The organism is Cupriavidus sp. BIC8F, from assembly GCF_032465815.1.
GTDB classification, from domain to species: domain Bacteria; phylum Pseudomonadota; class Gammaproteobacteria; order Burkholderiales; family Burkholderiaceae; genus Cupriavidus; species Cupriavidus necator.
Map to the genome: position 1 here is coordinate 4076024 of NZ_CP136094.1, position 23149 is coordinate 4099172.

The 23149-nt window shown below is 64.5% G+C and carries 25 protein-coding genes; 13 read left to right on the forward strand and 12 right to left on the reverse strand.

Features of this window, described 5'->3' with window-relative positions:
* The first annotated feature begins 7 nt into the window (after nucleotides 1–7).
* The 9 genes from RS901_RS19095 (at nucleotide 8) to RS901_RS19135 (ending at nucleotide 5092) form a co-directional block, all read left to right on the forward strand.
* Complete coding sequence (locus tag RS901_RS19095; protein WP_316150485.1) at nucleotides 8–859, forward strand: DUF2303 family protein; 852 nt, start codon at nucleotides 8–10, stop codon at nucleotides 857–859.
* Nucleotides 860–906: 47 nt separating this feature from the next.
* Nucleotides 907–1137 carry a hypothetical protein gene (locus RS901_RS19100; RefSeq protein ID WP_316150486.1) on the forward strand — a complete coding sequence of 77 codons (231 nt, stop codon included), beginning with the start codon at nucleotides 907–909 and terminating at the stop codon, nucleotides 1135–1137.
* 112 nt (nucleotides 1138–1249) lie between these two features.
* Entirely contained in the window at nucleotides 1250–1438 is a 189-nt protein-coding gene (locus RS901_RS19105; protein ID WP_316150487.1) for a hypothetical protein, read from the forward strand.
* Nucleotides 1435–1788 carry a hypothetical protein gene (locus RS901_RS19110; protein ID WP_316150488.1) on the forward strand — a complete coding sequence of 118 codons (354 nt, stop codon included), beginning with the start codon at nucleotides 1435–1437 and terminating at the stop codon, nucleotides 1786–1788. The genes RS901_RS19105 and RS901_RS19110 overlap by 4 nt, the downstream gene beginning before the upstream one ends.
* 1 nt (nucleotide 1789) lies before the next feature.
* Entirely contained in the window at nucleotides 1790–2320 is a 531-nt protein-coding gene (locus RS901_RS19115) for a hypothetical protein (RefSeq protein WP_316150490.1), read from the forward strand.
* The gene (locus RS901_RS19120) at nucleotides 2317–2877 is read left to right on the forward strand and encodes a hypothetical protein (protein WP_316150492.1); all 561 of its coding nucleotides are present in this window, start codon (nucleotides 2317–2319) and stop codon (nucleotides 2875–2877) included. Before RS901_RS19115 ends, RS901_RS19120 begins: the two co-directional genes overlap by 4 nt.
* Nucleotides 2878–3253: 376 nt before the next feature.
* Entirely contained in the window at nucleotides 3254–3778 is a 525-nt protein-coding gene (locus RS901_RS19125) for a DUF1643 domain-containing protein (protein ID WP_316150495.1), read from the forward strand.
* Nucleotides 3775–3993: a DUF4224 domain-containing protein gene (locus tag RS901_RS19130; protein WP_316150497.1), complete on the forward strand. Its 219-nt coding sequence runs from the start codon at nucleotides 3775–3777 to the stop codon at nucleotides 3991–3993. Before RS901_RS19125 ends, RS901_RS19130 begins: the two co-directional genes overlap by 4 nt.
* A 43-nt stretch (nucleotides 3994–4036) precedes the next feature.
* Nucleotides 4037–5092 (forward strand): tyrosine-type recombinase/integrase, encoded by a 1056-nt coding sequence (locus RS901_RS19135; RefSeq protein WP_316150499.1) that lies wholly within the window; start codon nucleotides 4037–4039, stop codon nucleotides 5090–5092.
* Nucleotides 5093–5477: 385 nt separating this feature from the next.
* On the opposite strand, the gene RS901_RS19140 is transcribed toward RS901_RS19135, so the two are convergent.
* The 3 genes from RS901_RS19140 to RS901_RS19150 form a co-directional block, all read right to left on the reverse strand.
* Nucleotides 5478–6317 carry a sterol desaturase family protein gene (locus tag RS901_RS19140; RefSeq protein WP_316150501.1) on the reverse strand — a complete coding sequence of 280 codons (840 nt, stop codon included), beginning with the start codon at nucleotides 6315–6317 and terminating at the stop codon, nucleotides 5478–5480.
* Nucleotides 6318–6557: 240 nt separating this feature from the next.
* Complete coding sequence (locus tag RS901_RS19145) at nucleotides 6558–7301, reverse strand: DNA polymerase III subunit epsilon (protein WP_316150503.1); 744 nt, start codon at nucleotides 7299–7301, stop codon at nucleotides 6558–6560.
* A gap of 177 nt (nucleotides 7302–7478) precedes the next feature.
* Entirely contained in the window at nucleotides 7479–7997 is a 519-nt protein-coding gene (locus RS901_RS19150; RefSeq protein ID WP_316150505.1) for a hypothetical protein, read from the reverse strand.
* Between the two features lie 611 nt (nucleotides 7998–8608).
* Between RS901_RS19150 and infA the strand changes: the two genes are divergently transcribed.
* The 3 genes from infA to RS901_RS19165 all read left to right on the forward strand — a co-directional run bounded on the left by infA (nucleotide 8609) and on the right by RS901_RS19165 (nucleotide 10739).
* Nucleotides 8609–8830, forward strand: a complete 222-nt coding sequence (infA, locus tag RS901_RS19155) for a translation initiation factor IF-1 (protein ID WP_008641674.1) — start codon at nucleotides 8609–8611, stop codon at nucleotides 8828–8830.
* A 245-nt stretch (nucleotides 8831–9075) separates the two neighbouring features.
* Entirely contained in the window at nucleotides 9076–9552 is a 477-nt protein-coding gene (locus RS901_RS19160; protein WP_316150507.1) for a SixA phosphatase family protein, read from the forward strand.
* A gap of 344 nt (nucleotides 9553–9896) precedes the next feature.
* Complete coding sequence (locus RS901_RS19165; protein WP_013957276.1) at nucleotides 9897–10739, forward strand: GNAT family N-acetyltransferase; 843 nt, start codon at nucleotides 9897–9899, stop codon at nucleotides 10737–10739.
* 57 nt (nucleotides 10740–10796) lie between these two features.
* On the opposite strand, the gene ppx is transcribed toward RS901_RS19165, so the two are convergent.
* Complete coding sequence (gene ppx, locus RS901_RS19170) at nucleotides 10797–12329, reverse strand: exopolyphosphatase (protein WP_013957277.1); 1533 nt, start codon at nucleotides 12327–12329, stop codon at nucleotides 10797–10799.
* A gap of 154 nt (nucleotides 12330–12483) precedes the next feature.
* Here ppx and ppk1 point away from each other — a divergent pair, with 154 nt between their 5' ends.
* Nucleotides 12484–14610 carry a polyphosphate kinase 1 gene (gene ppk1 / locus RS901_RS19175; protein ID WP_316150511.1) on the forward strand — a complete coding sequence of 709 codons (2127 nt, stop codon included), beginning with the start codon at nucleotides 12484–12486 and terminating at the stop codon, nucleotides 14608–14610.
* A 50-nt stretch (nucleotides 14611–14660) separates the two neighbouring features.
* On the opposite strand, the gene phoR is transcribed toward ppk1, so the two are convergent.
* The 8 genes from phoR to glmM form a co-directional block, all read right to left on the reverse strand.
* On the reverse strand, nucleotides 14661–16046 hold the full coding sequence (gene phoR, locus RS901_RS19180; protein WP_316150512.1) for a phosphate regulon sensor histidine kinase PhoR: 1386 nt from the start codon (nucleotides 16044–16046) through the stop codon (nucleotides 14661–14663).
* A 135-nt stretch (nucleotides 16047–16181) separates the two neighbouring features.
* Entirely contained in the window at nucleotides 16182–16889 is a 708-nt protein-coding gene (gene phoB, locus RS901_RS19185) for a phosphate regulon transcriptional regulator PhoB (RefSeq protein WP_013957280.1), read from the reverse strand.
* A gap of 28 nt (nucleotides 16890–16917) precedes the next feature.
* Nucleotides 16918–17622, reverse strand: coding sequence for a phosphate signaling complex protein PhoU (gene phoU / locus RS901_RS19190; protein WP_018309301.1), 705 nt, complete (start codon nucleotides 17620–17622; stop codon nucleotides 16918–16920).
* A 47-nt stretch (nucleotides 17623–17669) separates the two neighbouring features.
* The gene (gene pstB, locus RS901_RS19195) at nucleotides 17670–18458 is read right to left on the reverse strand and encodes a phosphate ABC transporter ATP-binding protein PstB (protein ID WP_316150516.1); all 789 of its coding nucleotides are present in this window, start codon (nucleotides 18456–18458) and stop codon (nucleotides 17670–17672) included.
* Between the two features lie 52 nt (nucleotides 18459–18510).
* Nucleotides 18511–19410, reverse strand: a complete 900-nt coding sequence (pstA, locus tag RS901_RS19200) for a phosphate ABC transporter permease PstA (protein ID WP_316150517.1) — start codon at nucleotides 19408–19410, stop codon at nucleotides 18511–18513.
* Complete coding sequence (gene pstC / locus RS901_RS19205; RefSeq protein ID WP_316150519.1) at nucleotides 19407–20375, reverse strand: phosphate ABC transporter permease PstC; 969 nt, start codon at nucleotides 20373–20375, stop codon at nucleotides 19407–19409. Before pstC ends, pstA begins: the two co-directional genes overlap by 4 nt.
* Nucleotides 20376–20493: 118 nt before the next feature.
* A complete protein-coding gene (gene pstS, locus RS901_RS19210) occupies nucleotides 20494–21525 on the reverse strand; it encodes a phosphate ABC transporter substrate-binding protein PstS (RefSeq protein WP_316150521.1) in 1032 nt (343 codons plus the stop codon).
* A gap of 231 nt (nucleotides 21526–21756) precedes the next feature.
* On the reverse strand, nucleotides 21757–23100 hold the full coding sequence (glmM, locus tag RS901_RS19215) for a phosphoglucosamine mutase (RefSeq protein ID WP_316150522.1): 1344 nt from the start codon (nucleotides 23098–23100) through the stop codon (nucleotides 21757–21759).
* Between the last annotated feature and the right edge of the window lie 49 nt (nucleotides 23101–23149).

Consider the following 23149-nt stretch of genomic DNA (forward strand, 5'->3'; position numbering starts at 1 on the left):
CATGCAAATGGAACAATACCCAAACCTGGCTGACTCCCTTGCCAAAGAAATGAAAGCGCCCGCCGAGATGCTGATTGGCGCTCCCGGCCAAACGCGCCGCGTGGCCTTGCCGCCCGGCTGGACGCTGGAAGAACGCGACGACGAGAGCCGCCTCGGGGCTCCCCTGCGCAAGCGCGCAAAGGTACGCCTGCTTGACGCCGACAGCTTCATTGAATACGTGAAGCGCCACGGCTCCCTTGTCGACAGCACGATTTGGGGCAAGGCTGACTATCAGGCCGGCAAAGTCGAATTCGTCAGCATCATCAACGATCACGGCGAGGACGACAACAAACCTCAATGGCGCGATCACACTGCCCGCTTCAGCCCGGAATTCAGCGAGGAATGGCGGCGCTGGTTCGGCGGCAACCGAAAGCCCATGTCTCAGGCCGAGTTTGCAGCGTTCATCGAAGAGAACCTCAAGGACGTGGCCAGCCAGGACGGCGCAGGCCTGCCGACTGGCGCGCAGATGCTGGAAATGGCGCTCTCCTTCGAGGCCAGCCAGGACATGCGTTTCAAGAGCGCCATTCGCCTGGCCAACGGCGGCGTGCAAATGTCGTTCACCCAAGACGACGACGACCAGACGCTGCAGAAGATGCAGCTCTTCGAGCGCTTCGCCATCGGCATTCCCGTGTTCTGGAATGGCGATGCCTACCGCGTGGATGCGCGCCTGCGCTACCGCGTCCGCGAAGCGAAGTTGACCTTCTGGTACGAGCTGATCCGCCAGGACAAGACCCTGGAGGCTGCCACTGCAACCCTGATCACGAAGATCCGAGAGCAGACCGGCACGCCCTTCTTCTTCGGGGACCCATTCGCTCAGTAACCCACGCGCGCCCGCCTCGCGCGGGCGCCCCTAAAAGGGGAATGACCATGGCGATTGTTCATATGAGCTTGGACGTCAAAGGCTTCCTCGCCAACGCGCCCAAACGCCAATACCGCGGCATGTTCCGCCATGACGACGGCCGCCAGATGACGCCGGACGAGGCGAAGCACCACCTGCTCGATGCCCTGGCCGCGGGCAACGAGTTCCTGCCTTTCGGCAAGTGCGACAACTTCGACCCGAAATCCGGCTGTCTCGGCCACCCAGAGGAGTCGAAATGAGCTCCCTGATCGTGGCTAGCAGCTTGGCTGCATCTGCTTTCGCGCTCGCTGCGCTGGGCGCCTACGCCAACTACCGATTCATCAAGCGCATCACCGAGGGGGAGGACTCGCAATGAAGCTGGTCAGCACCACCACCATGATCAAGCGCCTGGCAGGCCTGCTTGGCACCCGCGACCTTAGCGAGTGGGAGCAGGACTTTGTCCGGAAACTGTCCGAACAAGCCGCCGCCGGCCAGGTCACCGGCCTCACCGGCGCCCAGGTCGACAAGTTGGACGAGCTCCACGGGAGGCACTTCGCATGACCGCCCTTGAACAACACGCCATCGAGGCAGCGCTGCGGAAAATGTTCGCCCAAGGCTATTTCAGCATCTGCACCATCGACAGCTGCCTCAAGCTTCTGGGCATCCCCCAGGGCGGCAAGACCTATCAGCTGCTGCACACCCTGCATTGCGTTCACTTCGCGGACATGGATCGGGACCTAGCACAGGCTGTACCTGGCATGCTCGCAGAGCTGTTTCAGGGTGTCTCGTTCGATTTCCCTTCCCTACTAGTCCGCCAGGCGCTGGTACCGGACGTCCCTGCCAAGGCAGAGATCGTTGAGCCAGTCGGCAAGCCCCGTCGCGGCTTCCTGCGTTTGCTGGGAGGGTGCTGACATGATCCGCCACCTGCTGCTCGCCTACTCCGCCCGCCGGCCCGTGAGGATCATCTCCGACGGCGACCGCCCGTACCTGGAACGCTATTTCGTCTGCGCGCTGTTCGGGATCCGCATCTACCTGCACCGCTTCGTCGGTTCTGACCCTGATCGCGGACTGCATGACCACCCGTGGCGCTGGGCACTGTCGTTGATCCTGCTTGGCTGGTACTACGAAGCCACGCGCCAGTATGGCGAGCCGCGCCCGGTGCGCTGGTTCAACTTCCTGACAGGCGATAGCTTCCATCGGGTGATTCTGCGCCCCGAGAGCGAGCGCACCGACGAGTTCGACCTCTGTACCCCTTCCGAGGTTTGGACGCTCTTCATCGTCCCGGCCAAAGATGTCAAGCCTTGGGGCTTCATGCGCGATAAGGGGCAACTCGGCCATGTCTTCACCCCTTTCGAGTACGGACCGGCGGGCAAGCCTGCCAAGTGGTGGCTTGATGCCCCCAAGGGCCGCGATGCCGCCGGCCGCAAAGGGGCTGCCCAATGAAAAAGACCTGGAAGGCATGGATTGAGGCGGATGACGCGCTGCTGCGTGAGCACTGGAAGGCGGATGCACCCGTCAAGGACATCGCGCGCGACTTCCCCGGCCGCTCCCCGGCAGCAGTCCAGAAGCACGCCATCGACATAGGCCTGCCGGCACGCGGCAATGTGCGCCGACCGAAATACTACCCAGTCTGGGAGGGCATCAAGCTCGAGCTGGCGAAGGGACGCATGCTCAGCGCCGACGAACTCGCTAGGCGGCTGAAAGTCACGCCGCGGGCAGCGCTGAAGAACCTGACCATTCGGTATGGCACCGAAGTCCGTGTGGCCGGCTATGGACCCGTGATGACACGGGCGCCCGCGCCGCGGCTCTGGAAGCTTGGCAGCGGGCCGGATGCGCCGCCTCCGATACGCAAGAGCAAGCGCGAGATCAACCGCGACTACAACCGACGCGTGCGCAAGGACCCCGAATTCTGCCTCCGAGAGGAGCAAACCCGGCGGCTGCGCTATGCAGAGAAGACCGGCAAGCTGATCCGCCGCGATCCGGCGGCGGCTTGGATCTAACGGAGTCCCCATGAAGGCAATCGACCTCTTCGCCGGCGCAGGCGGATTCTCAACCGGCGCCCGCATGGCTGGGCTGGAGGTTGCAGAGTGAACCCTAGTGGAGCACCCGCTCACCCGTTCTGGATGTCGGTACCTTGGACGCCTATCTCTACGATGCGAGTAATGAACTCAAGTGCCTCGCCTTCCGATAGCCCGCCAGCGAGCAGCGGCTTCAGATCGACCCATTCTTGGTGTCCCTTTCCAGAATGTGACTTGATAAAAACCATTGCTCTGTCCCCTGAATCGTCAAGAGTCACAGAGACGACGTGGTTGCGCGCTATCCGTTGCCTCTTAGGTGCGGTCATTTCAGTCCCCAGTTGTCTGGAGGAATCCTAGCATGAAGCATCTGACGACCCAGACCCTCGACGGCGAGGCCGGCTGCATCCTCTCTGACTGCGAGCAGTACCGCTACCGCCTCTGGCGCGAGTGGGATACCAGCCTGCCGGCACTGGGCTTCATCATGCTCAACCCGTCGACCGCCGACCACCAGGTCAACGATCCGACGATCCCGCGATGCCTGCAGCGCGCGCTGGCCTGCCGCTACGGGCGCCTGGAAGTGGTGAACCTGTTCCCGCTGCGCTCGACTGACCCAGGCGGCCTGCTGACACACCCGGCGCCGCTTGGCGACCGACCTGACCGCAACGAGGCAGTCATTATGGATGCCCTCGACCGATGCTCGATGGTCATCTGCGCCTGGGGCGCCCACAAGGCGGCGCCGGCGCGCGCCGCAGAGGTGCTGCGGATCATCAGGATGTGCGGGCGCGCCCCGCTGCTCTACCACCTTGGGCTAAACCTAGATGGCAGCCCTAAACATCCGCTCTACATTGCCGCCAAGGTGCGGCCACAGAGGTATGCGCCATGACCCAAGGCCTGATTACCGAAACGGAATTGGTCGAAATCACGGGCCTTAAACGGCACAATGCGCAGGCCGCGTGGTTCAAGCGGGTGTTCGGTTTCGAGCCAGCACGCCGCCACTGCGGCAGGGTCATCCTGACCTGGGAAGCCTTCAATGCGCTCCAAAAGAAAAGATGCGGCGTGCTCGAGCAAGAGCAGGACCGCCCAGAACTGTGCTTGTGAGGTTTGAATGAATGCAAGGCGCCGGCGCGAAGTCCCGGAGTGGATGCAGCGCGTCTATGAGAGCGACGGCAGCTGGTACTTTGTGCCGCGCGGCGGGAAATGGATCCGCCTGTGCCAGGTATCCGAGGGGGAATCCCGGCTGCTCGAGCGGCTGCGCGAAGAAAAAGGCAAGCTCGCCGCGATCGAGGGGATCGGCAACATGCCGCGGCTGGTGACGGCATACGTGGAGGCCTGCAAGGCGGACCACAAGGAGAAGGCCTGGCCGAAGTATGGGGACTACGTCAAGCCGGCCTTCAAGAACTTGAATGCCAACCAGGTCGACGCCGCCCACGTCGGCAAATTCCTGCGCACCAAGTACAAGGACAAGCTGCACATGCAGCGGATCATGCGCGCCTTCCTGTCCGGCTTCTTCCAATGGGCCATCGAGGAGCGCCATGCGAAGACAAACCCATGCCGCGACGTGAAGCTGAAGAAGCCGGCCGCGCGGACCGCCTACATCACCGACGTCGAGTTTGCGGCAATCCGCGGGCACATGCTGCGGGCCAAGAACGGACAAAAGGTGCCGGGCGGCGAAATGATGCAGTGCTTCGTCGACCTCTGCTACCTGACCGCCCAGCGCTCCACCGACATCCGGGACCTGCGCTGGCGAGTCGATCCTGCCGCCCCGGACGCATGCAACTGGGTCGACCAAGAGGCCGGCGTTATCCACTTCAAGCCCAGCAAGACCATCAAGAGCAGCGGCGTCGCCGTCGACTGGCCGATCACGCCTGAGATCGCCGCCGTGCTCGAGCGCGCCAAGAGCCTCGGCAAGATCAAGGGCGTGTACGTCATCCACACGCTACTCGGCAAGCCCTACGGTGCCACCGGTGCCCGCAGCGCCTGGGATCGCGCCTGCGAGCGGGCCGAGCTGGACGGCTACACGGTCAAAGACATCCGCGCAAAGGCACTGACCGACGCCCAGAAGGCCGGCTACAACATCGACGAGCTGATGGTGGCTGCAGCGCACTCGGACGTCAAAACGACCGAGATCTACATCAAGGAGCGGCAGACACCTTTGAGTGCCGTTCGCCTCACAATCCCCACCGGAAAACATCCCTAATAAGTTCTCCGGCATTCCCCGCAAACCCGCATGCTGCCGTGGTGCTATCCAGAAGAATGAATTAGGGATGAAGGCACGGAAAAGCGCGTCGGATAAGGCACTGCGGGAGGGGGTGGCGCTGATTTGGGATCAGAGGGTCGTAGGTTCGAATCCTATCGCTCCGACCAGAAATATGTAATGGAATCAGCGGCTTGGGCGGTAACGTCTAAGCCGCTTTTTTCATTCCCTAACGGCTTCCCTAATCAATTCCTGGCCGCTCCTAATATCCAGTGGTCGGCATGCCCTATACAGCACTGAATTAACGCATACAGTGGTTCGGGCCCATGCCACCCCTTCGGCAGAGCAACTCTGACCGACTGCATCCACTCTCGCTGGCCACCCAAAATCATGTCCTGGGCATCCGCTCCAAAGGCGTCGATGCCTGGCGCATACGGCACCATGGCCATAACAACGCCTGCCAGAGGCTATGAGGCGCGTCGCCTGAACCGAGCCCCACATCAACGAACTCGTCGCTCTCAGGCCGGCGTAGCGTGCCGAAGAGGATGTCCCAGAGGGGGAAGAGATTGGAGAAATTCTTATTGCGGTCCCGCTCGTGCCGAGAGTGGTGCAGGCGATGATATTGCGGATGCTGGATTAGCAAAGCGAACCTGGGTGAATAACGCAGATTCATGTGTGCGACGTGGTTATTGACGAGAAAGATGATCGCAGCAGCCGCCCCTACGCTCGGCGGGACCTTAAAGAGAACACCGACGAGCGGAAACAGGCAAGCGGCCCTGAGCAGCGGCTCGACCCAGAAATGACGGTACGTCAGCGTGACGTCGAAATGCTCGGCGCTGTGGTGCAGTTCATGCATCTTCCATAACACCGGGAACCTATGCTGGGCCCGGTGGATGAGGTACTCGAGCAGATCGGTCGTCAACAGGACCGCGAGCAACGCTAAGCACCACCCTGCGATACCCTCCTCAAAGGAGATCCAACCCGCGCCCAGCGTGCGAGTCAGCGTCAGCGGGACTTCCAGCAGCAGCGACTGCAGTGCGGAATTCAGGACCAGCATCACGATCCCATAGCGAACGTTGAACCAGGCAGGCCCGGACGCTCGTGGCCGGGCGGGCGTCACACGCCTTTCCAGCGAAACCATGATAAGCAGCATCACGCACATCGGAGCCACGCTTAACAGGGCGCGGATTGAGATTTCCTCGAGGAAGCGCATGAGTTCCGCGCTCATATCCCCCTCCATTATTCATTTCTGCAAGCGTAATTCTCCGACCCAGGGAGCCATATCAGGCTGAAGTATGTTTCGGACGTGAACGGTCGCCTCGGCCGTGTGGTGGTCGCACACCAAATATCTGGCAATTCACTATTGATTTTGCTGCTTTAGTGCTGGCCTAAAGTCCAGTGCCCCATGCGGCGCCGGGCGCCCATACAAAAGTCCCTCCCAGCGCTGCTGGCCTGGCAAGATCTGTTCTCACCACCGCAGCAAGCCGGGCCAGATCAGCGCGCCCGCGAACAGCATCAGCATCACCGCGACAATGACCAGCCCCCGGCTCGGGCCAGCATGGCCGGTCTCAACCTTTGGCATCCACGACTGGCCGGCGTCGGCCGGGACCTCAGGTGACGGCGGCGGCGCGGGTGGCGCAGGCATGCTGAGTGCAACACGCGGCACGAAGTCAGCCTCGGCCAGCAGGAAACCCATGGGCGTGGCCTGGCCGGCTGCACCCATGTGCTGGAACAGCAACTTGGACAGCGCCAGGCAATCATCCAGCGCAACCTGCGGGCGGGGCCGGAATATGTGCAGGTGCTCGCACAGCGTATCGAGCTTGTGATCGGGGGCGTGGAAGTACTGGGCCCAGCGGACCTGGCGCACCGAGCAGCGCCAGCGCTTGTGCTGGATGTCGGGAAACACTTTTCCCAGCATCCGCGCGTTGAATTCGGCGCCGTGGGCGACCAGCACATCCGCGTCGTCAACGATGGCGCGGATGGTATCGACGTCAAAGCGCCGCCCGCGCAGCATCTCGGCTGTCAACCCGTGCGTGCCGGTGGCGGCTTCGCTGATCGGCACGGTGGGCTCCTGCGAGCCGTAATAGTCAGTGATCTCCCGCAACAACGTGCCGGCCCGCGGCGCCACTTCGACAAGCAGCAGGCCGATGCTGACGGGCTCGTCCGCTGGCGTGAGCCCAGTGGTTTCGGTACTGACGATTGCGACCCGCATGGGCTCGGTACTCCGGTGTAGCCGTCCGCAGGCATGGTTGGCGGCGGCCGCTCTGGTCGTTTGCCTCTAGGTTAGTGCGAGCGCGTTAGACGTCATATCAACCAGATGGGCTAACCGAAAGCGCCAGCCGGGAGGATGCCGGCTGCTACCGCCCCTCCCTCATCTCCACCTCCTGGTTCAGGCAGGCTGCTGCTCCGTCTCGCCACGCCGCCGCTCGAGATTGCAATAGACGTCGGCCGCCACCAGCCCGAAGAGCGCATGGGCGAACAGGCTTTCCCAGCCGCGGGCCTCGTCGAACCAGTTGAAATAGGCCCCCAGCAGATAGAAATTGACCAGGTAGACCACCACGCCAAACACGATCCCGACCACCGAGGCAAGCGACAGGCTGGAATCGAAGCGGAATGACGACAGGATTATTGCCAGCACCGCCGCCAGGATGATCGACAGCGCGAAGTGCACTGTCCCCGCCGAAAGCACGACGGTCCAGTTGAAAGCATCTGCAGACAGGGCTTCACGCCCGAGGATGATGGCCGCGACCATCTTCACGGTGCCCCAGGCGCCCTGGTACAGCAGGAAGCGCGCCGTCAGCAGCTCCAGCACCATGTAGACCGCGCCGGCAATCAGCCCCGCCACCACGGCTGCCCGCCAGTCCGGCCGGCAGCGAACGTAGCGGTGCGATTCCAGATGGAGTTCCATGGCAGTCTCCTTGCGAGATCCGGCCCGGCAAGGCCGTACGAGTTAGTTCTAGCTCATATGGGACAAATACCAAGCCGGCCAGGCCACAATAAGCTAACTTTAAGTCACATTTATTGTGGACTTGCCCGGCGTGGTGCAACCGTCGAGGCCGGCCGTCCGCCGCAACGTGCCGACCATGCTGCAACTGCGTACGTGATACAATGCCAAAGTAGCCCCCGGGGTGTCCGTGCATCCCTGTAACCGGGCGTTCTCACCAGCGCGCTCTCGCGAGCGAACAGCAGCCGCCGGCGCGGGCCTTCCGCGACGACACCAAACTGGCGAACCACCGGGTACAACCTGCCCGCCTGCTCCGCAAAGCACACGGCCTCCCCGGCCGTCAGCGGCCAGGCCGTCGCCCAAGCCATCCGCGCCCATTGGGCGATACCGCTGACAGGACCGAGCATCAGGCGCCGCGCGCCGCAGTCCGCGTGAGCTTGCCCCGAGCAACCCAAGGCGCGCTTCGCCGCAATCGGCGAAATGTGCCGCGGTTCCGCGCCGTGCCGGGCGAACCGAACAGGATTTTTGAAATCGCAACCATGCAGCCTTCACGGGCTGCCGGAAAGGAAGACAGATTGGCTAAGGAAGAACTCATTGAATTTGGCGGCGTGGTGTCGGAAGCCCTGCCTGACAACCGCTATCGTGTCACGCTGGAAAACGGCGTCGAAATCTGGGCATACGCTTCGGGCAAGATGCAGAAGCACCGCATCCGCATCCTGGCCGGCGACCGCGTCACCCTGGAAATGTCGCCCTATGACCTGACCAAGGGACGCATCAACTTCCGCCACAAGTCCTGAGTTTCTGCACGGCCCCGGCGATACCGCATGCGCGGCTGTCGCCCGCGCCGCGGCCGTTGTGCGCCGACGCGCTGTCACGCCGCTGACACCGCGCCCGGACACACTTGCGGGCTGTCCGACAGGCAGCCCGCTTCCGTTTACGCGCTGCGTGCAGCCTGGTCTGCGCCACCGGCGCGGGCCCGCTGGCGCTTGCGCCGCTCGGACCGCTTCACCATACTCGAAGCACGCTCATTGCCCCGCCCGACATGAACCTGATCCTGTGGCGCCACGCCGAAGCCGAAGACCTCCCCGACGCGCTCAGCCTGAGCCGCCATGCCGACCTGCAGCGCCCGCTGACACGCCGCGGCCGCAAACAGGCGGAGGTATCCGCCAAATGGCTGCGCGCGCATCTGCCGGCCGACACCCGCGTGCTGTGCAGCCCCGCGCTGCGCACCCGTGAAACGGCGGCCGCGCTGACTGCCGAGGCAGAGATCGTTGATGCCCTTGCGCCCGGCGCCGACGTCAGCGCGGTGCTTGCCGCGGTCGAGTGGCCGGAACGCCCCGAGCATGTCGTGGTGGTCGGGCACCAGCCCTGGATCGGCCGCGTCGCCAGCCTGCTGCTGGCCGGCTCGGAAATGAACTGGAGCGTGCGCAAGAGCGGCATCTGGTGGCTGACCGGCCGAACCCGCGAAAGCGAGGCGCAGACCGTGCTGCGCGCCGTCATCAACCCCGAATTCCTCTGAGCCCTGCCTCCGGCATGCAAGGTGCCGCCTGACGGCATCTGCCCCATCCTGTCCCGCCAAAATCAGAGATAGCTGATGGCGGGCGGAATCTCCCGTTACTAGAGTGCCCTTGGCACCGCTTTCGGTGCCGATAGCAAGTGTCACGGAGATTCCCCATGAATGGCCCGGCCGATCGTCATATTGCTGGCGAGGAACGCAACTCACACCCTGACCCGTCGCCCGAAACCGCCCAACCGTCCGTCCTGGGAGGGGACGTCACGGAACGGTCATCCCCGGGTCACGGCACTGTCACCCGCCCTCACTACATTGCATCGCAACAGTTTCGTCACCAAAAGGACATACTGATGCGAGATCTGCCGACGCCCACCCAGCCGCTTTTCGACTCTCTGCCCAATGGCCTTGGTGGCCAGACGGCGCGGAGCCGTCTTCATCGCCAATCAGATACACCGGCACATGAATCGCCTGTTCTCAGCGTGGCGTGGGCGCGCCACCAGGACGAAGTAGTCGAAGCCCAGCGCCTGCGCTACAAGGTCTTTGCCGAGGAAATGGGCGCGCGCCTGACCTCTTCGGTGCCGGAGCTGGACATCGACATGTTCGATGCCTACTGCGACCACCTGATCGTGCGCGACATGGCCACGCTGCGCGTGGTGGGCACCTACCGCGTGCTGCCGCCGCACCAGGCCAAGCGCCTGGGCTGCCTGTACGCGGAATCGGAATTCGACCTGGTGCGCCTGGCCCACCTGCGCCCCAAGATGCTGGAACTTGGCCGCTCCTGCGTGCACCGCGACTACCGTTCGGGCAGCGTCATCATGGCGCTGTGGGGCGGCCTGGGCGAGTACCTGCAGCGCTGGGGCATCGAATCGATGCTGGGCTGCGCCAGCGTGCCGATGAACGACGGCGGCCACTACGCGGCCAGCCTGCACCGGCTGTTCAGCGAGCGCTCGCTGGCGCCGATCGAATACCATGCCTTCCCACGCGTGCCGCTGCCGGTCGAGGACCTGAACCAGCAGCTGGACGTCGAGCCGCCCGCGCTGATCAAGGGCTACCTGCGCCTGGGCGCAAAAATCTGCGGCCAGCCGGCCTGGGATCCGGACTTCAACGTGGCGGACTTCCTGACGCTGCTGCGCGTGAACGACATGAACCCGCGCTACGCCCGCCACTTCCTCGGCCTGAACAACGCCGCCTGAGCGGCGCCAGGCCCTGTCAGCGGCCGCCGCCCCTGGCGGCCGCCCTCCGCACTGCGCTCAGTCGTAGATGACCTTGTAGCGCTTGCCGATCCGCTGCCATTCGTCAGCCTCCTGCGCGAGGCTGTATTCGATCAGCGGATTGGCCTCGATCCACGCCTGCGGCAGGCGCACGGTGAAGCCTTCATCCAGCGCTTCGGCCAGCTGGCTCACGCGGATATCGGGCAGGGCCACGTCCGAGCGGCGCCGGCACAGCACAAAGGCCAGGCGCAGGCTGAACAGCATGCGCCAGTCGACGAACCTGCCGCTGCCCGACAGCTTGCCGAGCTTGCCGGCATGGCCCAGCAACAGCGTCGCCAGCCGCGCCTGGTCGGTCTTGGAAAAGCCCGGCATGTCGGCATGGGTGGCAATATAGGCCGAATGCTTGTGGTAGCCGCTGTGCGAGATCGTCATGCCGATCTCATGCAGGCTGGCGGCCCAGCCCAGCAGCGCCAGGTTGTCCTCGCGCCGTTCGTTGGCCGGCTCCGGGAACTGTGACAACAGCGTCTGCGCGGCGCGGCGCACGCGGCTGGACTGGGCCCGGTCCACGCCGTAGCGGCGCATGAACTGGTCCACCGTGACGGTGCGCATGTCCTCATGGTGGCTGCGTCCGAGCAGGTCATACAGCACGCCCAGCCGCAGCGCGCCGTCCGTGACATCCATGCGCTCGATATCGAGTTCGGCAAACACACCCAGCATGATCGACAAGCCGCCCGGCAGCACCGGGATGCGGTCCGCCTTGAGGCCGGTTAGCTTGACGCGGTTGGTATTCTCGGCCTTGATCAGCGCACGCTTGAGGCGCTCCAACCCTTCGCGCGTGATACCGTGCTCGGCGGTGCTGTCGTTCATGCCATTGAGTTCGATCAGCTCGGCCAGCGCGCGCGCCGTGCCCGACGAGCCGACCGCCTGCTCCCAGCCCGCGGCGCGGTACTGGCGCACCAGCACCTGGATCTCGCGGCGCGCGGCCAGCTCGGCCTGCTTCATCGCGTATTCATCGACGTTGCCGCTGGGGAAGAACTGGCGGCTGTGCGATACGCAGCCGATATACAGGCTTTCCATCAGCTTGGACTGGTAGCCGTTGCCGATGATGAACTCGGTCGAGCCGCCGCCGATATCGACCACCAGACGGTTACCCTGGCAGGCCGGGGCGTCGTGCGAGGCCCCGAGGTAGATCAGCCGCGCTTCCTCGCGCCCGGCGATCACTTCGATCGGGAAGCCCAGCGCGCTTTCGGCCTCGATCAGGAACTCGGACGCGTTCTTGGCCACGCGCAGCGTATTGGTGGCGACGGCGCGCACCTGGTTGGGCGCGAACTCGCGCAGCCGGTCGCCGAAGCGCCGCAGCGCATCGATGCCGCGGCGCCGCGCGGGCTGGTCCAGGTATTTGTCGGGAGTCAGGCCGGCGGCCAGCCGGACCGGCTCGCGCAGCGCGTCGACCTGGAAGATCTGGCTGGCCGGGCCGTTGGCCGTGGGGGTCTCGTCCACCCGCCCGATCATCAGGCGGAAGCTGTTCGAACCCATATCGACGGCAGCCAGCAGGCGTGGGGTGTTGTTCATCGTGTGCTAGGAGGGCTGGTTCGCGTTGGCGTTGCTTGGCGCGGCAGGTGCACTCTGGTGCCTGGGCCTGCCGGCGTTCGCGCCCGGGAAAAATATGTCCTTGTCATGTCTGCATCATGACAAAATCAAACTGTCATAAAAGTGACACGTTTTTATGAAAAAGTCGCCACATTACCAAAAGAAGGTCATGCTCATGTCGACGACTCCGTCCAGTACGCTGCTCAACCGCGAACTGGGCATCCTGGAATTCAATGCCCGCGTGCTGGCACAAGCGGCGGACCCGAAAGTCCCGCTGCTGGAGCGGCTGAAATTCATCTGCATCGTGTCCAGCAACCTGGACGAGTTCTTTGAAATCCGCATGGCGGGCCTGAAGGAACAGATGCGCGACAACGCTTCGGGCCTGACGCCGGACGGCCTGTCATTCCAGCAGACCTACCAGCTTGTCACCGAGCGCACGCAACGGCTTGTGGCTTCGCAGTATGACATGCTGCAGAACACCATTTTTCCACTACTTGAAAAAGAGGGGGTCTTTTTCCACCTGACCACCACCTGGACCGACGCCCAGCGCGAATGGGCGCGCGAATTCTTCCAGCGCGAGCTGGGGCCGGTGCTGACCCCGATTGCACTGGATCCCGCCCACCCCTTTCCCCGCGTGCTCAACAAGAGCCTGAACTTCGTGGTGGAATTGTCCGGCAAGGACGCCTTCGGCCGCGACGCCGACCTGGCCATCGTGCAAGCGCCGCGCGCGCTGCCGCGCGTGGTGAAGATGCCGGAAAAGCTGTCGGGCTACCCGTACGGCTTCGTGATGCTGTCGTCCTTCATGCAGGGCTTCGTGCATGAGCTGTTCCCGGCGATTGCCGTGCACGGCTGCTACCAGTTCCGCGTCACGCGCAACTCCGACCTGTTCGTCTCGGAAGACGAGATCACCGACCTGCGCGAGGCGCTGCAGGGCGAGCTGCCCACGCGCCATTTCGGCGACACGGTGCGCCTGGAAGTCTCGTCGGACACGCCGCCGCCGCTGGCGCGCCGGCTGCTGCTGGAATCGGGCCTGGCCGAGCAGGACCTGTACCGCGTTTCCGGCCCGGTGAACCTGGTGCGGCTGATGCAGATCCCCGACATGGTGGACCGGCCCGCGCTGAAGTTTGCGCCGTATGTGCCCACCCCGGTCAAGGCCTTCTCCGCCGGCGCGTCGATGTTCGACGTGATGCGCCAGCAGGACGTGCTGCTGCACCACCCGTACGAGAGCTTCAGTTCCGTGCTCGACCTGCTGCAACTGGCAGCGGCCGACCCCAACGTGGTCGCGATCAAGCAAACGGTCTATCGCACCGGCAATGAGTCGCTGGTCATGGAAGCGCTGATGACCGCCGCGCGCAACGGCAAGGAAGTGACGGTGGTGGTGGAGCTGCTGGCACGCTTTGACGAGGAAACCAACATCAACTGGGCCGAGCGCCTGGAATCCGCGGGCGCACACGTGATCTACGGCGTGGTCGGCCACAAGTGCCACGCCAAGATGCTGCTGATCGTACGGCGCGAGCCCACCGGCCCCAAGGCCAAGCAGGTCAAACTGCGGCGCTACGCCCACCTCGGCACCGGCAATTACCATCCGCGCACCGCCCGCCTCTACACCGACTTCGGCCTGCTGACGGCCAACGAGGAGATCTGTGAAGACGTGCACCACGTGTTCCAGCTGTTGACCGGCACCGCCGGCACCATCCGGCTGAACCACCTGTGGCAGTCGCCCTTCACCATGCAGAGCAACCTGGTCGACCATATCCGCGCCGAGGCCCGCAACGCGCGCGCCGGCAAGCCCGCGCGCATCATCGCCAAGATGAACGCGCTGCTGGAGCCGTCGATCATCGACGAGCTGTACAAGGCCTCGCGCGCGGGGGTGAAGATCGACCTGATCGTGCGCGGCGTGTGCGCGCTGATGCCGGGCGTGCCGGGCATGTCCGAGAACATCTCGGTGCGCTCGATCATCGGCCGCTTCCTGGAACACCACCGGGTCTACTACTTCCACGCCGGCGGCGAAGAGGTGCTGTACCTGTCCAGCGCCGACTGGATGGACCGCAACCTGTTCCGCCGCGTGGAAGTCGCCTTCCCGGTGCTGGACAAGGCGCTGAAGGCACGCGTCATCAAGGAAAGCCTGCAGGTGCACCTGCGCGACAACGCCTCGGCGTGGATCATGCAGCCGGACGGCAACTATGCGCGCAAGCAGACGCGCTCGAAGCGTCCGCATGTGAGCCAGAACGATATGCTGGTGATGTTTGGCGGCACACCCTGAGGGACCGCAGGCAAACAAAAACTCCGCCAAGGCGGAGTTTTTGTTTGGGCTCAGGCGGCACGCCGTGACGTGTCCGGCGACTGCGGCGGTGCCGCAGGGCCCACGCCTGGCGCCGGGGTGTCGGCATCTTCCCCGCCTGCCGAACGCAGGCTGCGCTCAAGCGGAAAGATCACGCGGAACACGCTGCCCCGGCCCTCCTCGCTGGTCACGCGCAGGTCCGCATGGTGGCGTGACAGCACGTGCTTGACGATGGCCAGCCCCAGCCCGGTGCCGCCGGTGTCACGCGAGCGGCTGCGGTCCACGCGGTAGAAGCGCTCGGTCAGCCGGGGGATATGCTCGGGCGCAATGCCCAGGCCGGTATCGGCCACCGAGAACACGGCATGGCCCTCTTCCCAGGCCAGGCGCATGGTGATACGCCCGCCATCCGGCGTATAACGCACCGCGTTCGACACCAGGTTTCCCAGCGCCGACAGCAGTTCGGTTTCCGCGCCGCGCACCCCCACGGTCGGGTCGATATCGGCCGAGACCTGGTGCCGTCCCTGCGACAGCGCCTCGGCGTCGTGGGTCAGGTGCACCACCATGGCACGGATTGGCACGATGTCATTGCCGGGCGGCTGCGCATCGCTTTCCAGCTTGGCCAGCGCCAGCAGGTCTTCGACGATGCTCTGCATGCGCACTGACTGCGCCAGCATCATGTCGATGTAGCGGCGCCGGTCGTCCTCCGACACCGGCAGGTCGCGCACTGTCTCCAGGAAGCCGGTCAGCACCGTCAGCGGCGTCTTCAGTTCGTGCGACACGTTGGCAACGAAGTCGCGCCGCATCGCCTCGGTGTTTTCGAGCTTGGTGATGTCCTGCGTGATCACCAGCTTGCGGTTGTCGCCATAGGGCAGGATCTGCACCGCGATCACGCTGTGCTTGTGTTCGCCCATGTCGCGCATCACCAGCGGATCGTCGAAGCGCTGCCGGGTCAGGTAGTGGACAAACTCGGGGCGGCGGATCAGGTGGGTAATGCGCTGGCGCACGTCGCGCCGCGCGTTCAGGCCGAAGTGCTGCTCGGCCACGTCGTTGCACCACTCGATCTGGTCGGCGTCGTCCAGCATCAGCACGCCGTTGGGCGAAGCCTGGATGGCCTGGATAAAGCGCGTGTGCTGCTGCTCGACCTGCAGCACCTGGGTGCGCCAGCGCTTGACCAGCCGGTGCAGCCGGTAATACACCTCGCCCCAAAGTCCGAGTGCACTGGGGATCTCGCCGTAGACCGGCGCATCGAGCACCTTCCACAGGCGGTTGATCTGGTACAGGTAGTAGAACAGCAGCCCGAGCAGCGATACGCATGCCAGCGCCAGCGCCGGCACCGGGCCCACGGCCAGGTAGACACCGGCGGACAGCACCAGCAGGCTGATCAGGATGGCCACGGAACGGGCCCAGATGACATTCATGCGCAGGATCCAGGCTCGCAGCCACGGACGGCTGCAGGGTTGCGACGGAGTGTGCCACGAATTCGCCGCGCCCTGCCAGCAGCGTGGGCCAGCCTGGCCGGGCAGTACGTCAGCCGCCCGGCCATGTCCGGCGCGTCAGGCGCCGGGCGTGCGCGCCAGGCGGTAGCCGCTGCCGCGCACGGTTTCGATCATATTGCTGTAGCCGCCGGGGGTGAGCGCGGCGCGCAGGCGCTTAATATGAACGTCGACGGTGCGTTCCTCGACAAAGACATGGTCGCCCCAGACCTGGTCGAGCAGTTGCGAGCGGCTGTGCACGCGTTCCGGATGCGTCATCAGGAAGTGCAGCAGGCGGAACTCGGTCGGACCCAGGTCCAGCTTGATCGCGCCGCTGTCGTCCTGGCCGGTGACGCGGTGCGTGGCCGGGTCCAGGCGCAGGCCGTTGATGGCCACCACGTCGTCGGTCAGCTGCGGTGCGCGGCGGCGCAGCACGGCCTTGATCCGCGCCAGCAGTTCCTTGGGCGAGAACGGCTTGGTGACGTAGTCGTCGGCTCCGGCCTCAAGCCCCATCACCTTGTCCTGCTCATCGCCGCGGGCGGTCAGCATGATGATGGGGATCTGGCGGGTGCGGTCGTTGGCCCGCAACTCCTTGGCGAAGTTCGCGCCCGACTTGCCCGGGAGCATCCAGTCGAGCAGCACCAGGTCGGGCAGCACATCGCTCATCAGCGACAGCGCCTGCTCGGCGTTGTAGGCCCGGATCGGATAGTGCCCCGCGTGCTGCAGGTTTACCGCGATCAGTTCGGCGATCGCCGGTTCGTCTTCGACAACGAGAATACTGCTTGGCATGTGTATTGTTCTCCGTGGGCGGCTGAGTTCAGCTCAGCGCTTCGCGCTCCATGTCCTCGCGCGAGACATGGCGGACGTCCGTCCCCTTGACAATGTAAATGATAAATTCCGCGATGTTCTTGGCGTGATCGCCAATGCGCTCCACCGCCTTGGCGATAAACAGGAAATCCAGCGCGACCGAGATCGTACGCGGGTCTTCCATCATGTACGTGATCAGCTTGCGCACGAAGCCGCGGAACTCCTCGTCGATGGCCTTGTCGTCCTTGACGATGCGCGCCGCCGCCACGGTGTCCAGGCGCGCAAAGGCGTCCAGCGCCTGGCGCAGCAGCGAGATCGCCATCTCGCCCGAAAGCTTGACCTCGGCATAGTTGATGCTGTGCGCCGATGCGTCTTCCATGATGTGCTTGGTGCGCTTGGCGATCTTCTCGGCCTCGTCGCCGGCGCGCTCCAGGTTGGTGATGGTCTTGGAGATGGCCATCACCAGGCGCAGGTCGCGCGCGGTCGGCTGGCGCCGGGCGATGATGTTGCCGCAGTCGGCATCGATCTCGACTTCCAGCGCGTTGAGCTGGATCTCCCGGGCGATGACCTGGTCGGCGGTCTCGCCGTCGAAGTCGGCCAGCGCGCGCATGGCGAGCTCGATCTGCGACTCGACCAGGCCGCCCATCTGCAGCAGCTTGGTGTTGATCGCGTTGAGGTCAGCGTCGAACTGGGTCGACAGGTGCTTGTCTGGCATGGGATTCTCCTGGCCGCTTATGGATATGCTACGCCCTGCGGTGACGATCAGCCGAAGCGGCCGGTAATGTAGTCTTCCGTTTCCTTGCGGTGCGGCTTGATGAAGATCTTCTCGGTTTCGCCGAACTCGATCAGCTCGCCCAGGTACATGTAGGCGGTATAGTCCGAGCAGCGCGCGGCCTGCTGCATGTTGTGGGTGACGATCACGACGGTGTACTCGTCCTTCAGTTCCGCGATCAGCTCTTCGATGCGGCCGGTGGAGATCGGGTCCAGCGCCGAGCACGGCTCGTCCAGCAGCAGCACTTCGGGGCGGATGGCAATGCCACGCGCGATGCACAGGCGCTGCTGCTGGCCGCCGGACAGGCCGTAGCCGGACTGGTGCAGCTTGTCCTTGGCTTCGTTCCACAGCGCCGCCTTGGTCAGCGCCCATTCCACGCGGTCGTCCATCTCCGAGCGCGACAGCTTCTCGAACAGGCGCACGCCGAAGGCGATGTTGTCGTAGATCGACATCGGGAACGGCGTCGGCTTCTGGAACACCATGCCGACCTTGGCGCGCAGCAGCGCGATGTCCTGGCTGGCGGTCAGCAGGTTCTCGCCGTCCATGTTGATCTCACCCTCGGCGCGCTGCTCGGGATACAGCGCATACATCTTGTTGAAGGTGCGCAGCAGCGTCGACTTGCCGCAGCCCGACGGCCCGATAAAGGCCGTGACCTTGCGGTCCGGGATCGACATGTTGATGTCTTTCAGCGCATGGAACTGGCTGTAGTAGAAGTTCAGGTTGCGCACGTCGATCTTGGCGCGTACCGAATCGGGAATGTCGATGACGGTGGAGGTCATTGCGTTTCTCGCTTGCAGTCTTTGGGGCGGGACGGATTACCGGCCGCGCCGCTTATTTCTTGAACAGGATGCGCGCCAGGATATTCAGGGCCAGCACGCCGAGCGTAATCAGGAACACACCCGCCCAGGCCAGCTGCTGCCATTCGGTGAACGGGCTCATGGCAAAGCGGAAGATCGTCACCGGCAGGTTGGCCATCGGCTTGTTCAGGTCGCTGGTCCAGAACTGATTGGACAGCGCGGTGAACAGCAGCGGCGCGGTCTCGCCGGCGATACGGGCGACGGCCAGCAACACCCCGGTCACAATCCCGGCGTAGGATGACTTCACGGTGATCGACAGCACCATCTTCCACTTGGGCGTGCCGAGTGCGAAGGCAGCCTCGCGCAGCGCGTTGGGCACCAGGTTCAGCATGTTCTCGGTGGTGCGCACCACGATCGGCACCTGCAGCAGCGCCAGCGCGCAGATCCCGGCCCAGCCCGAGAAGTGGCCCATGCGGGTCACCACCAGCGCGTAGACAAAGAGGCCGATCACGATCGACGGCGCCGACAGCAGGATGTCGTTGATAAAGCGGATAAAACTGGCCAGCGGCGAGCTCTTGCCATATTCGGCCAGGTAGATGCCGGCCAGGATGCCCAGCGGCGTGCCGAACAGCGTGGCCATGCCGACCATCACGAAGCTGCCGAAGATGGCGTTGGCCAGGCCGCCGCCGGCGGTATTGGGCGCCGGCGTCATCTGCGTGAACAGGTCCAGCGACAGGCCGCCCACGCCTAGCGTGATGGTGGTCCACAGGATCCACGCCAGCCAGAACAGGCCGAAGCCCATCGCCGCCAGCGAGGCGGTCAGTGCGTACAGGTTGGTGCGGCGGCGGCGCGCCTGCAGCCGGGTGCGGATGGCATCCGCGTCGGGGCGGACCGCCGGGATCGATACGGTAGACACGGCTTGACTCACGCTCATTTGGTTCCCTCATTCTTTGCCAGTCGAAGCAGCAGCAGCTTGGACAGCGCCAACACCACGAAGGTAATGAAGAACAGGATCAGGCCCAGTTCCATCAGCGCGGCGGTGTGCAGGCCGGCGCCGGCTTCGGCGAACTCGTTGGCCAGCGCCGAGGTGATGCTGTTGCCCGGCGAGAACAGCGAGGCGCTGTCCAGCAGGTTGGTATTGCCGATCACGAAGGTGACCGCCATGGTCTCGCCCAGCGCGCGGCCCAGGCCCAGCATCACGCCTCCGATGACACCGGCGCGGGTGTAGGGCAGCACCACGTTCCACATCACCTCCCAGGTGGTGCAGCCCACGCCGTAGGCGGATTCCTTGAGCAGCACCGGGGTGACTTCAAACACGTCGCGCATCACCGAAGCGATGTAGGGAATGATCATGATCGCCAGGATCACGCCCGCGCACAGCAGGCCGATGCCCAGCGGCGCGCCCTGGAACAGCTTGCCGATCACCGGCAGCTGGCCCACCGTGGCGGCCAGGGGCTTCTGGAAGTACTCGCCGAAGATCGGCGCGAACACGAGCAGGCCCCACATGCCGTAGACGATCGACGGCACTGCGGCGAGCAGTTCGATGGCGGTGCCCAGCGGGCGGCGCAGCCAGGCCGGCGACAGCTCGGTCAGGAACAGCGCGATGCCGAAGCTGACCGGCACCGCGATGATCAGCGCGATCAGCGAGGTCACGATGGTGCCGTAGATCGGCACCAGCGCACCGTAGACATCGGCGGGAGGATCCCATTCCGCAGTCCACAGGAAGCGCGCGCCGAAAGTCTGGATCGACGGCCAGGCGCTGATCGCGAGCGAGACGATGATGCCGCCCAGCAGCAGCAGCGTCACGATCGCGGCGCCCCGCGTCAGGCCGCCGAACAGGATGTCGCCCATGCGGCTCGGGGGCTGGACGTTGCGGATCTCGGAGGGGATAGTCGCCATGTCGGGAATTCAGGGTGGATCGCCGCTCCCGCCTGGGCGGGAGCCCGGTGTCCGGGCCAGTTGCGGGCAGCCCGGCCACCGGCCCCGCACTCACGCGAGGCCGGCGATGCCGTCAGGTTCAGTACAGCGCCTTGCCCGAGGCGTCCTTGACGCTGGTCTTCCAGGTCGAACGGATCTGGTTCACAACGTTTTCCGGCAGCGGCACGTAGTCGAGGTCGGCGGCCATGTTGGCACCGCTCTTGTAGGCCCAGTCGAAGAACTTCAGCACTTCGGCACCCTGCGCGGCCTTTTCCTGGTTCTTGTGGACCAGGATGAAGGTGGCGCCGGCGATCGGCCAGGCGTCCTTGCCCGACTGGTTGGTCAGGATCTGGTAGTAGGTCTTGCTCCAGTCCGCACCGGCGGCGGCAGCCTTGAAGGCGTCGTCACCCGGCTTGACCACGGCACCCGACGCGTTCTTCATGTTCAGGTGGGTCATCTTGTTCTGCTTGGCGTAGGCATACTCGACATAGCCGATCGCGCCGTTCAGGCGCTGCACGAAGGCGGCCACGCCCTCGTTGCCCTTGCCGCCGGTGCCGCCGCCCGGCCAGTTGACCGTGGTGCCTTCGCCCACCGCGCTCTTCCAGTCCGGGCTGACCTTGGACAGGTAGTTGGTGAAGATGAAGGTCGTGCCCGAACCGTCGGCGCGGCGCACCGGCAGGATGTCCTGGCTCGGCAGCTTGGCATGCGGGTTCAGCGCCTTGATCGCGGGGTCATCCCACTTCTTGATCTTGCCCAGGTAGATGTTGGCCAGCACTTCGCCCGTGATGGTCAGTTCGCCCGGCTTCACGCCCTGCAGGTTGATCACCGGCACCACGCCGCCGATCACGGTCGGGAACTGGACCAAGCCCTGCTTGTTCAGGTCCTCGTCCTTCAGCGGCGCGTCCGAGGCACCGAAATCGACCGTCTTGGCGCCGATCTGCTTGATCCCGCCCGACGAGCCAATGGATTGATAGTTGACCTTGTTACCCGTTGCTTTTTGGTATGCGTCGGCCCACTTGGAATACACGGGCGCCGGGAAAGAAGCGCCTGCACCGGTAATTTCCGCCGCGAACGCAGTACCCGCCACCACCATCGAAACGATGCCTGCCACGGCAGTCTTGACCAGCTTCATATGTCCTCCAGAGAACATTAGTTGGGAATGACAAATTTTTGACAAGACGAACTCTATGCTCCCTGTATGACAATTCCGTGACATCTTCAAATCTTCTTGAAACCGGCCTCCAGCAAGGGATCGCCGCTGCCATCCAGCTGTCATGCCGGCGCAATATGACGGCGGTTAATTGCGTTATTAGACAAAAAAACGCCGGGACTAGCCCGGCGTTCCTGGTCAGGGTGCGGCGTATCAGGCGCCCAAGGCATCCGCCAGCCGCCTGGCCGCGCGCTCGGCCATTTCGGCCTGCTCGGCCTCGACCATCACGCGCACCACCGGTTCGGTGCCGGAGGCACGGATCAGCACCCGGCCGCGGCCCTCCAACTCAGGCTCGACCGCCGCGCGTGCGGCCTGCAGGCCGGCATGCGACTGCCAGTCGAAGCCCTTCTGCACGCGCACATTGATCAGCGTCTGCGGGAACAGCCGTACGCCCTCGAGCAACTGCGCCAGCGTCTTGCCGCTGCGGCGCAGCGCGGCCAGCACCTGCAGCGCCGACACGATGCCGTCGCCGGTGCTGTGGCGGTCCAGGCACAGCAGGTGGCCGGAGCCCTCGCCGCCCAGGGTCCAGCTGCGCTTGTTCAATTCTTCCAGCACGTAGCGGTCGCCCACCTTGGCGCGCACGAATTCCACGCCCTGGCGCTTGAGCGCCAGCTCGACCGCCATATTGGTCATCAGCGTGCCCACCGCACCGGGCACCGCCTGGCCGGCGGCCTGGCGGTCGCGCACGATCAGATACAGCAGTTCGTCGCCGTTGTAGAGACGGCCGTCGGCATCCACCACCTGCAAGCGGTCGGCGTCGCCGTCAAAGGCCAGGCCCAGGTCGGCGCCATGGGCCTTGACTGCCTCAATCAGCTTGCCCGGCGCGGTGGCGCCGTAGCCGTCGTTGATATTGCGGCCGTCCGGCTGGTTACCGATAGAAACCACGTCGGCGCCCAGTTCATGGAACACGTGCGGCGCGATGTGGTAGGCGGCGCCATGGGCGCAGTCAACCACCAGCTTCAGGCCGTACAGGTCCTGCTCGTGCGGGAAGGTGCTCTTGCAGAACTCGATATAGCGGCCGGGGGCATCGTTGATGCGGCGCGCGCGGCCCAGGTCATCGGATGGCGCGCACACCATCGGCTCTTCGATGGCAGCCTCGATCTCTGCCTCGACCTCGTCGGGCAACTTGTCGCCGTCGGCCGAAAAGAATTTGATGCCGTTGTCGTAGTAGGGATTGTGGCTGGCCGAGATCACCACGCCGGCGGACAGCCGCAGCGCCCGCGTCAGGTAGGCGATGCCCGGCGTCGGCAGCGGGCCGGTCAGCAGCACGTGAACGCCGGCCGAGGTAAAGCCGGCTTCCAGCGCCGCTTCCAGCATATAGCCGGAAATGCGCGTGTCCTTGCCGATCAGCACGGTCGGCTTGCCTTGCCCGGTCTTGGCGCCGTGGGCCAGCACCTTGCCGGCCGCATGGCCAAGCCGCATCACGAAGTCCGGCGTGATCGGCGCCTCGCCGACCCTGCCCCGCACGCCATCTGTCCCGAAATACTTGCGTGTCATTCGCTGATTCCCTTTCTGTACTCTGATCGTTGTTCTGTCCGCAGTGGCC

Bases quoted from the DNA above. Each gene is read 5' to 3' on its own strand.
- RS901_RS19095 (WP_316150485.1), top strand. From the start codon at position 8: ATGGAACAATACCCAAACCTGGCTGACTCCCTTGCCAAAGAAATGAAA.
- RS901_RS19100 (WP_316150486.1), top strand. From the start codon at position 907: ATGGCGATTGTTCATATGAGCTTGGACGTCAAAGGCTTCCTCGCCAAC.
- RS901_RS19105 (WP_316150487.1), top strand. From the start codon at position 1,250: ATGAAGCTGGTCAGCACCACCACCATGATCAAGCGCCTGGCAGGCCTG.
- RS901_RS19110 (WP_316150488.1), top strand. From the start codon at position 1,435: ATGACCGCCCTTGAACAACACGCCATCGAGGCAGCGCTGCGGAAAATG.
- RS901_RS19115 (WP_316150490.1), top strand. From the start codon at position 1,790: ATGATCCGCCACCTGCTGCTCGCCTACTCCGCCCGCCGGCCCGTGAGG.
- RS901_RS19120 (WP_316150492.1), top strand. From the start codon at position 2,317: ATGAAAAAGACCTGGAAGGCATGGATTGAGGCGGATGACGCGCTGCTG.
- RS901_RS19125 (WP_316150495.1), top strand. From the start codon at position 3,254: ATGAAGCATCTGACGACCCAGACCCTCGACGGCGAGGCCGGCTGCATC.
- RS901_RS19130 (WP_316150497.1), top strand. From the start codon at position 3,775: ATGACCCAAGGCCTGATTACCGAAACGGAATTGGTCGAAATCACGGGC.
- RS901_RS19135 (WP_316150499.1), top strand. From the start codon at position 4,037: ATGCAGCGCGTCTATGAGAGCGACGGCAGCTGGTACTTTGTGCCGCGC.
- RS901_RS19140 (WP_316150501.1), bottom strand. From the start codon at position 6,317: ATGAGCGCGGAACTCATGCGCTTCCTCGAGGAAATCTCAATCCGCGCC.
- RS901_RS19145 (WP_316150503.1), bottom strand. From the start codon at position 7,301: ATGCGGGTCGCAATCGTCAGTACCGAAACCACTGGGCTCACGCCAGCG.
- RS901_RS19150 (WP_316150505.1), bottom strand. From the start codon at position 7,997: ATGGAACTCCATCTGGAATCGCACCGCTACGTTCGCTGCCGGCCGGAC.
- RS901_RS19160 (WP_316150507.1), top strand. From the start codon at position 9,076: ATGAACCTGATCCTGTGGCGCCACGCCGAAGCCGAAGACCTCCCCGAC.
- RS901_RS19165 (WP_013957276.1), top strand. From the start codon at position 9,897: ATGCGAGATCTGCCGACGCCCACCCAGCCGCTTTTCGACTCTCTGCCC.
- ppx (WP_013957277.1), bottom strand. From the start codon at position 12,329: ATGAACAACACCCCACGCCTGCTGGCTGCCGTCGATATGGGTTCGAAC.
- ppk1 (WP_316150511.1), top strand. From the start codon at position 12,484: ATGAAAAAGTCGCCACATTACCAAAAGAAGGTCATGCTCATGTCGACG.
- phoR (WP_316150512.1), bottom strand. From the start codon at position 16,046: ATGAATGTCATCTGGGCCCGTTCCGTGGCCATCCTGATCAGCCTGCTG.
- phoB (WP_013957280.1), bottom strand. From the start codon at position 16,889: ATGCCAAGCAGTATTCTCGTTGTCGAAGACGAACCGGCGATCGCCGAA.
- phoU (WP_018309301.1), bottom strand. From the start codon at position 17,622: ATGCCAGACAAGCACCTGTCGACCCAGTTCGACGCTGACCTCAACGCG.
- pstB (WP_316150516.1), bottom strand. From the start codon at position 18,458: ATGACCTCCACCGTCATCGACATTCCCGATTCGGTACGCGCCAAGATC.
- pstA (WP_316150517.1), bottom strand. From the start codon at position 19,410: ATGAGCGTGAGTCAAGCCGTGTCTACCGTATCGATCCCGGCGGTCCGC.
- pstC (WP_316150519.1), bottom strand. From the start codon at position 20,375: ATGGCGACTATCCCCTCCGAGATCCGCAACGTCCAGCCCCCGAGCCGC.
- pstS (WP_316150521.1), bottom strand. From the start codon at position 21,525: ATGAAGCTGGTCAAGACTGCCGTGGCAGGCATCGTTTCGATGGTGGTG.
- glmM (WP_316150522.1), bottom strand. From the start codon at position 23,100: ATGACACGCAAGTATTTCGGGACAGATGGCGTGCGGGGCAGGGTCGGC.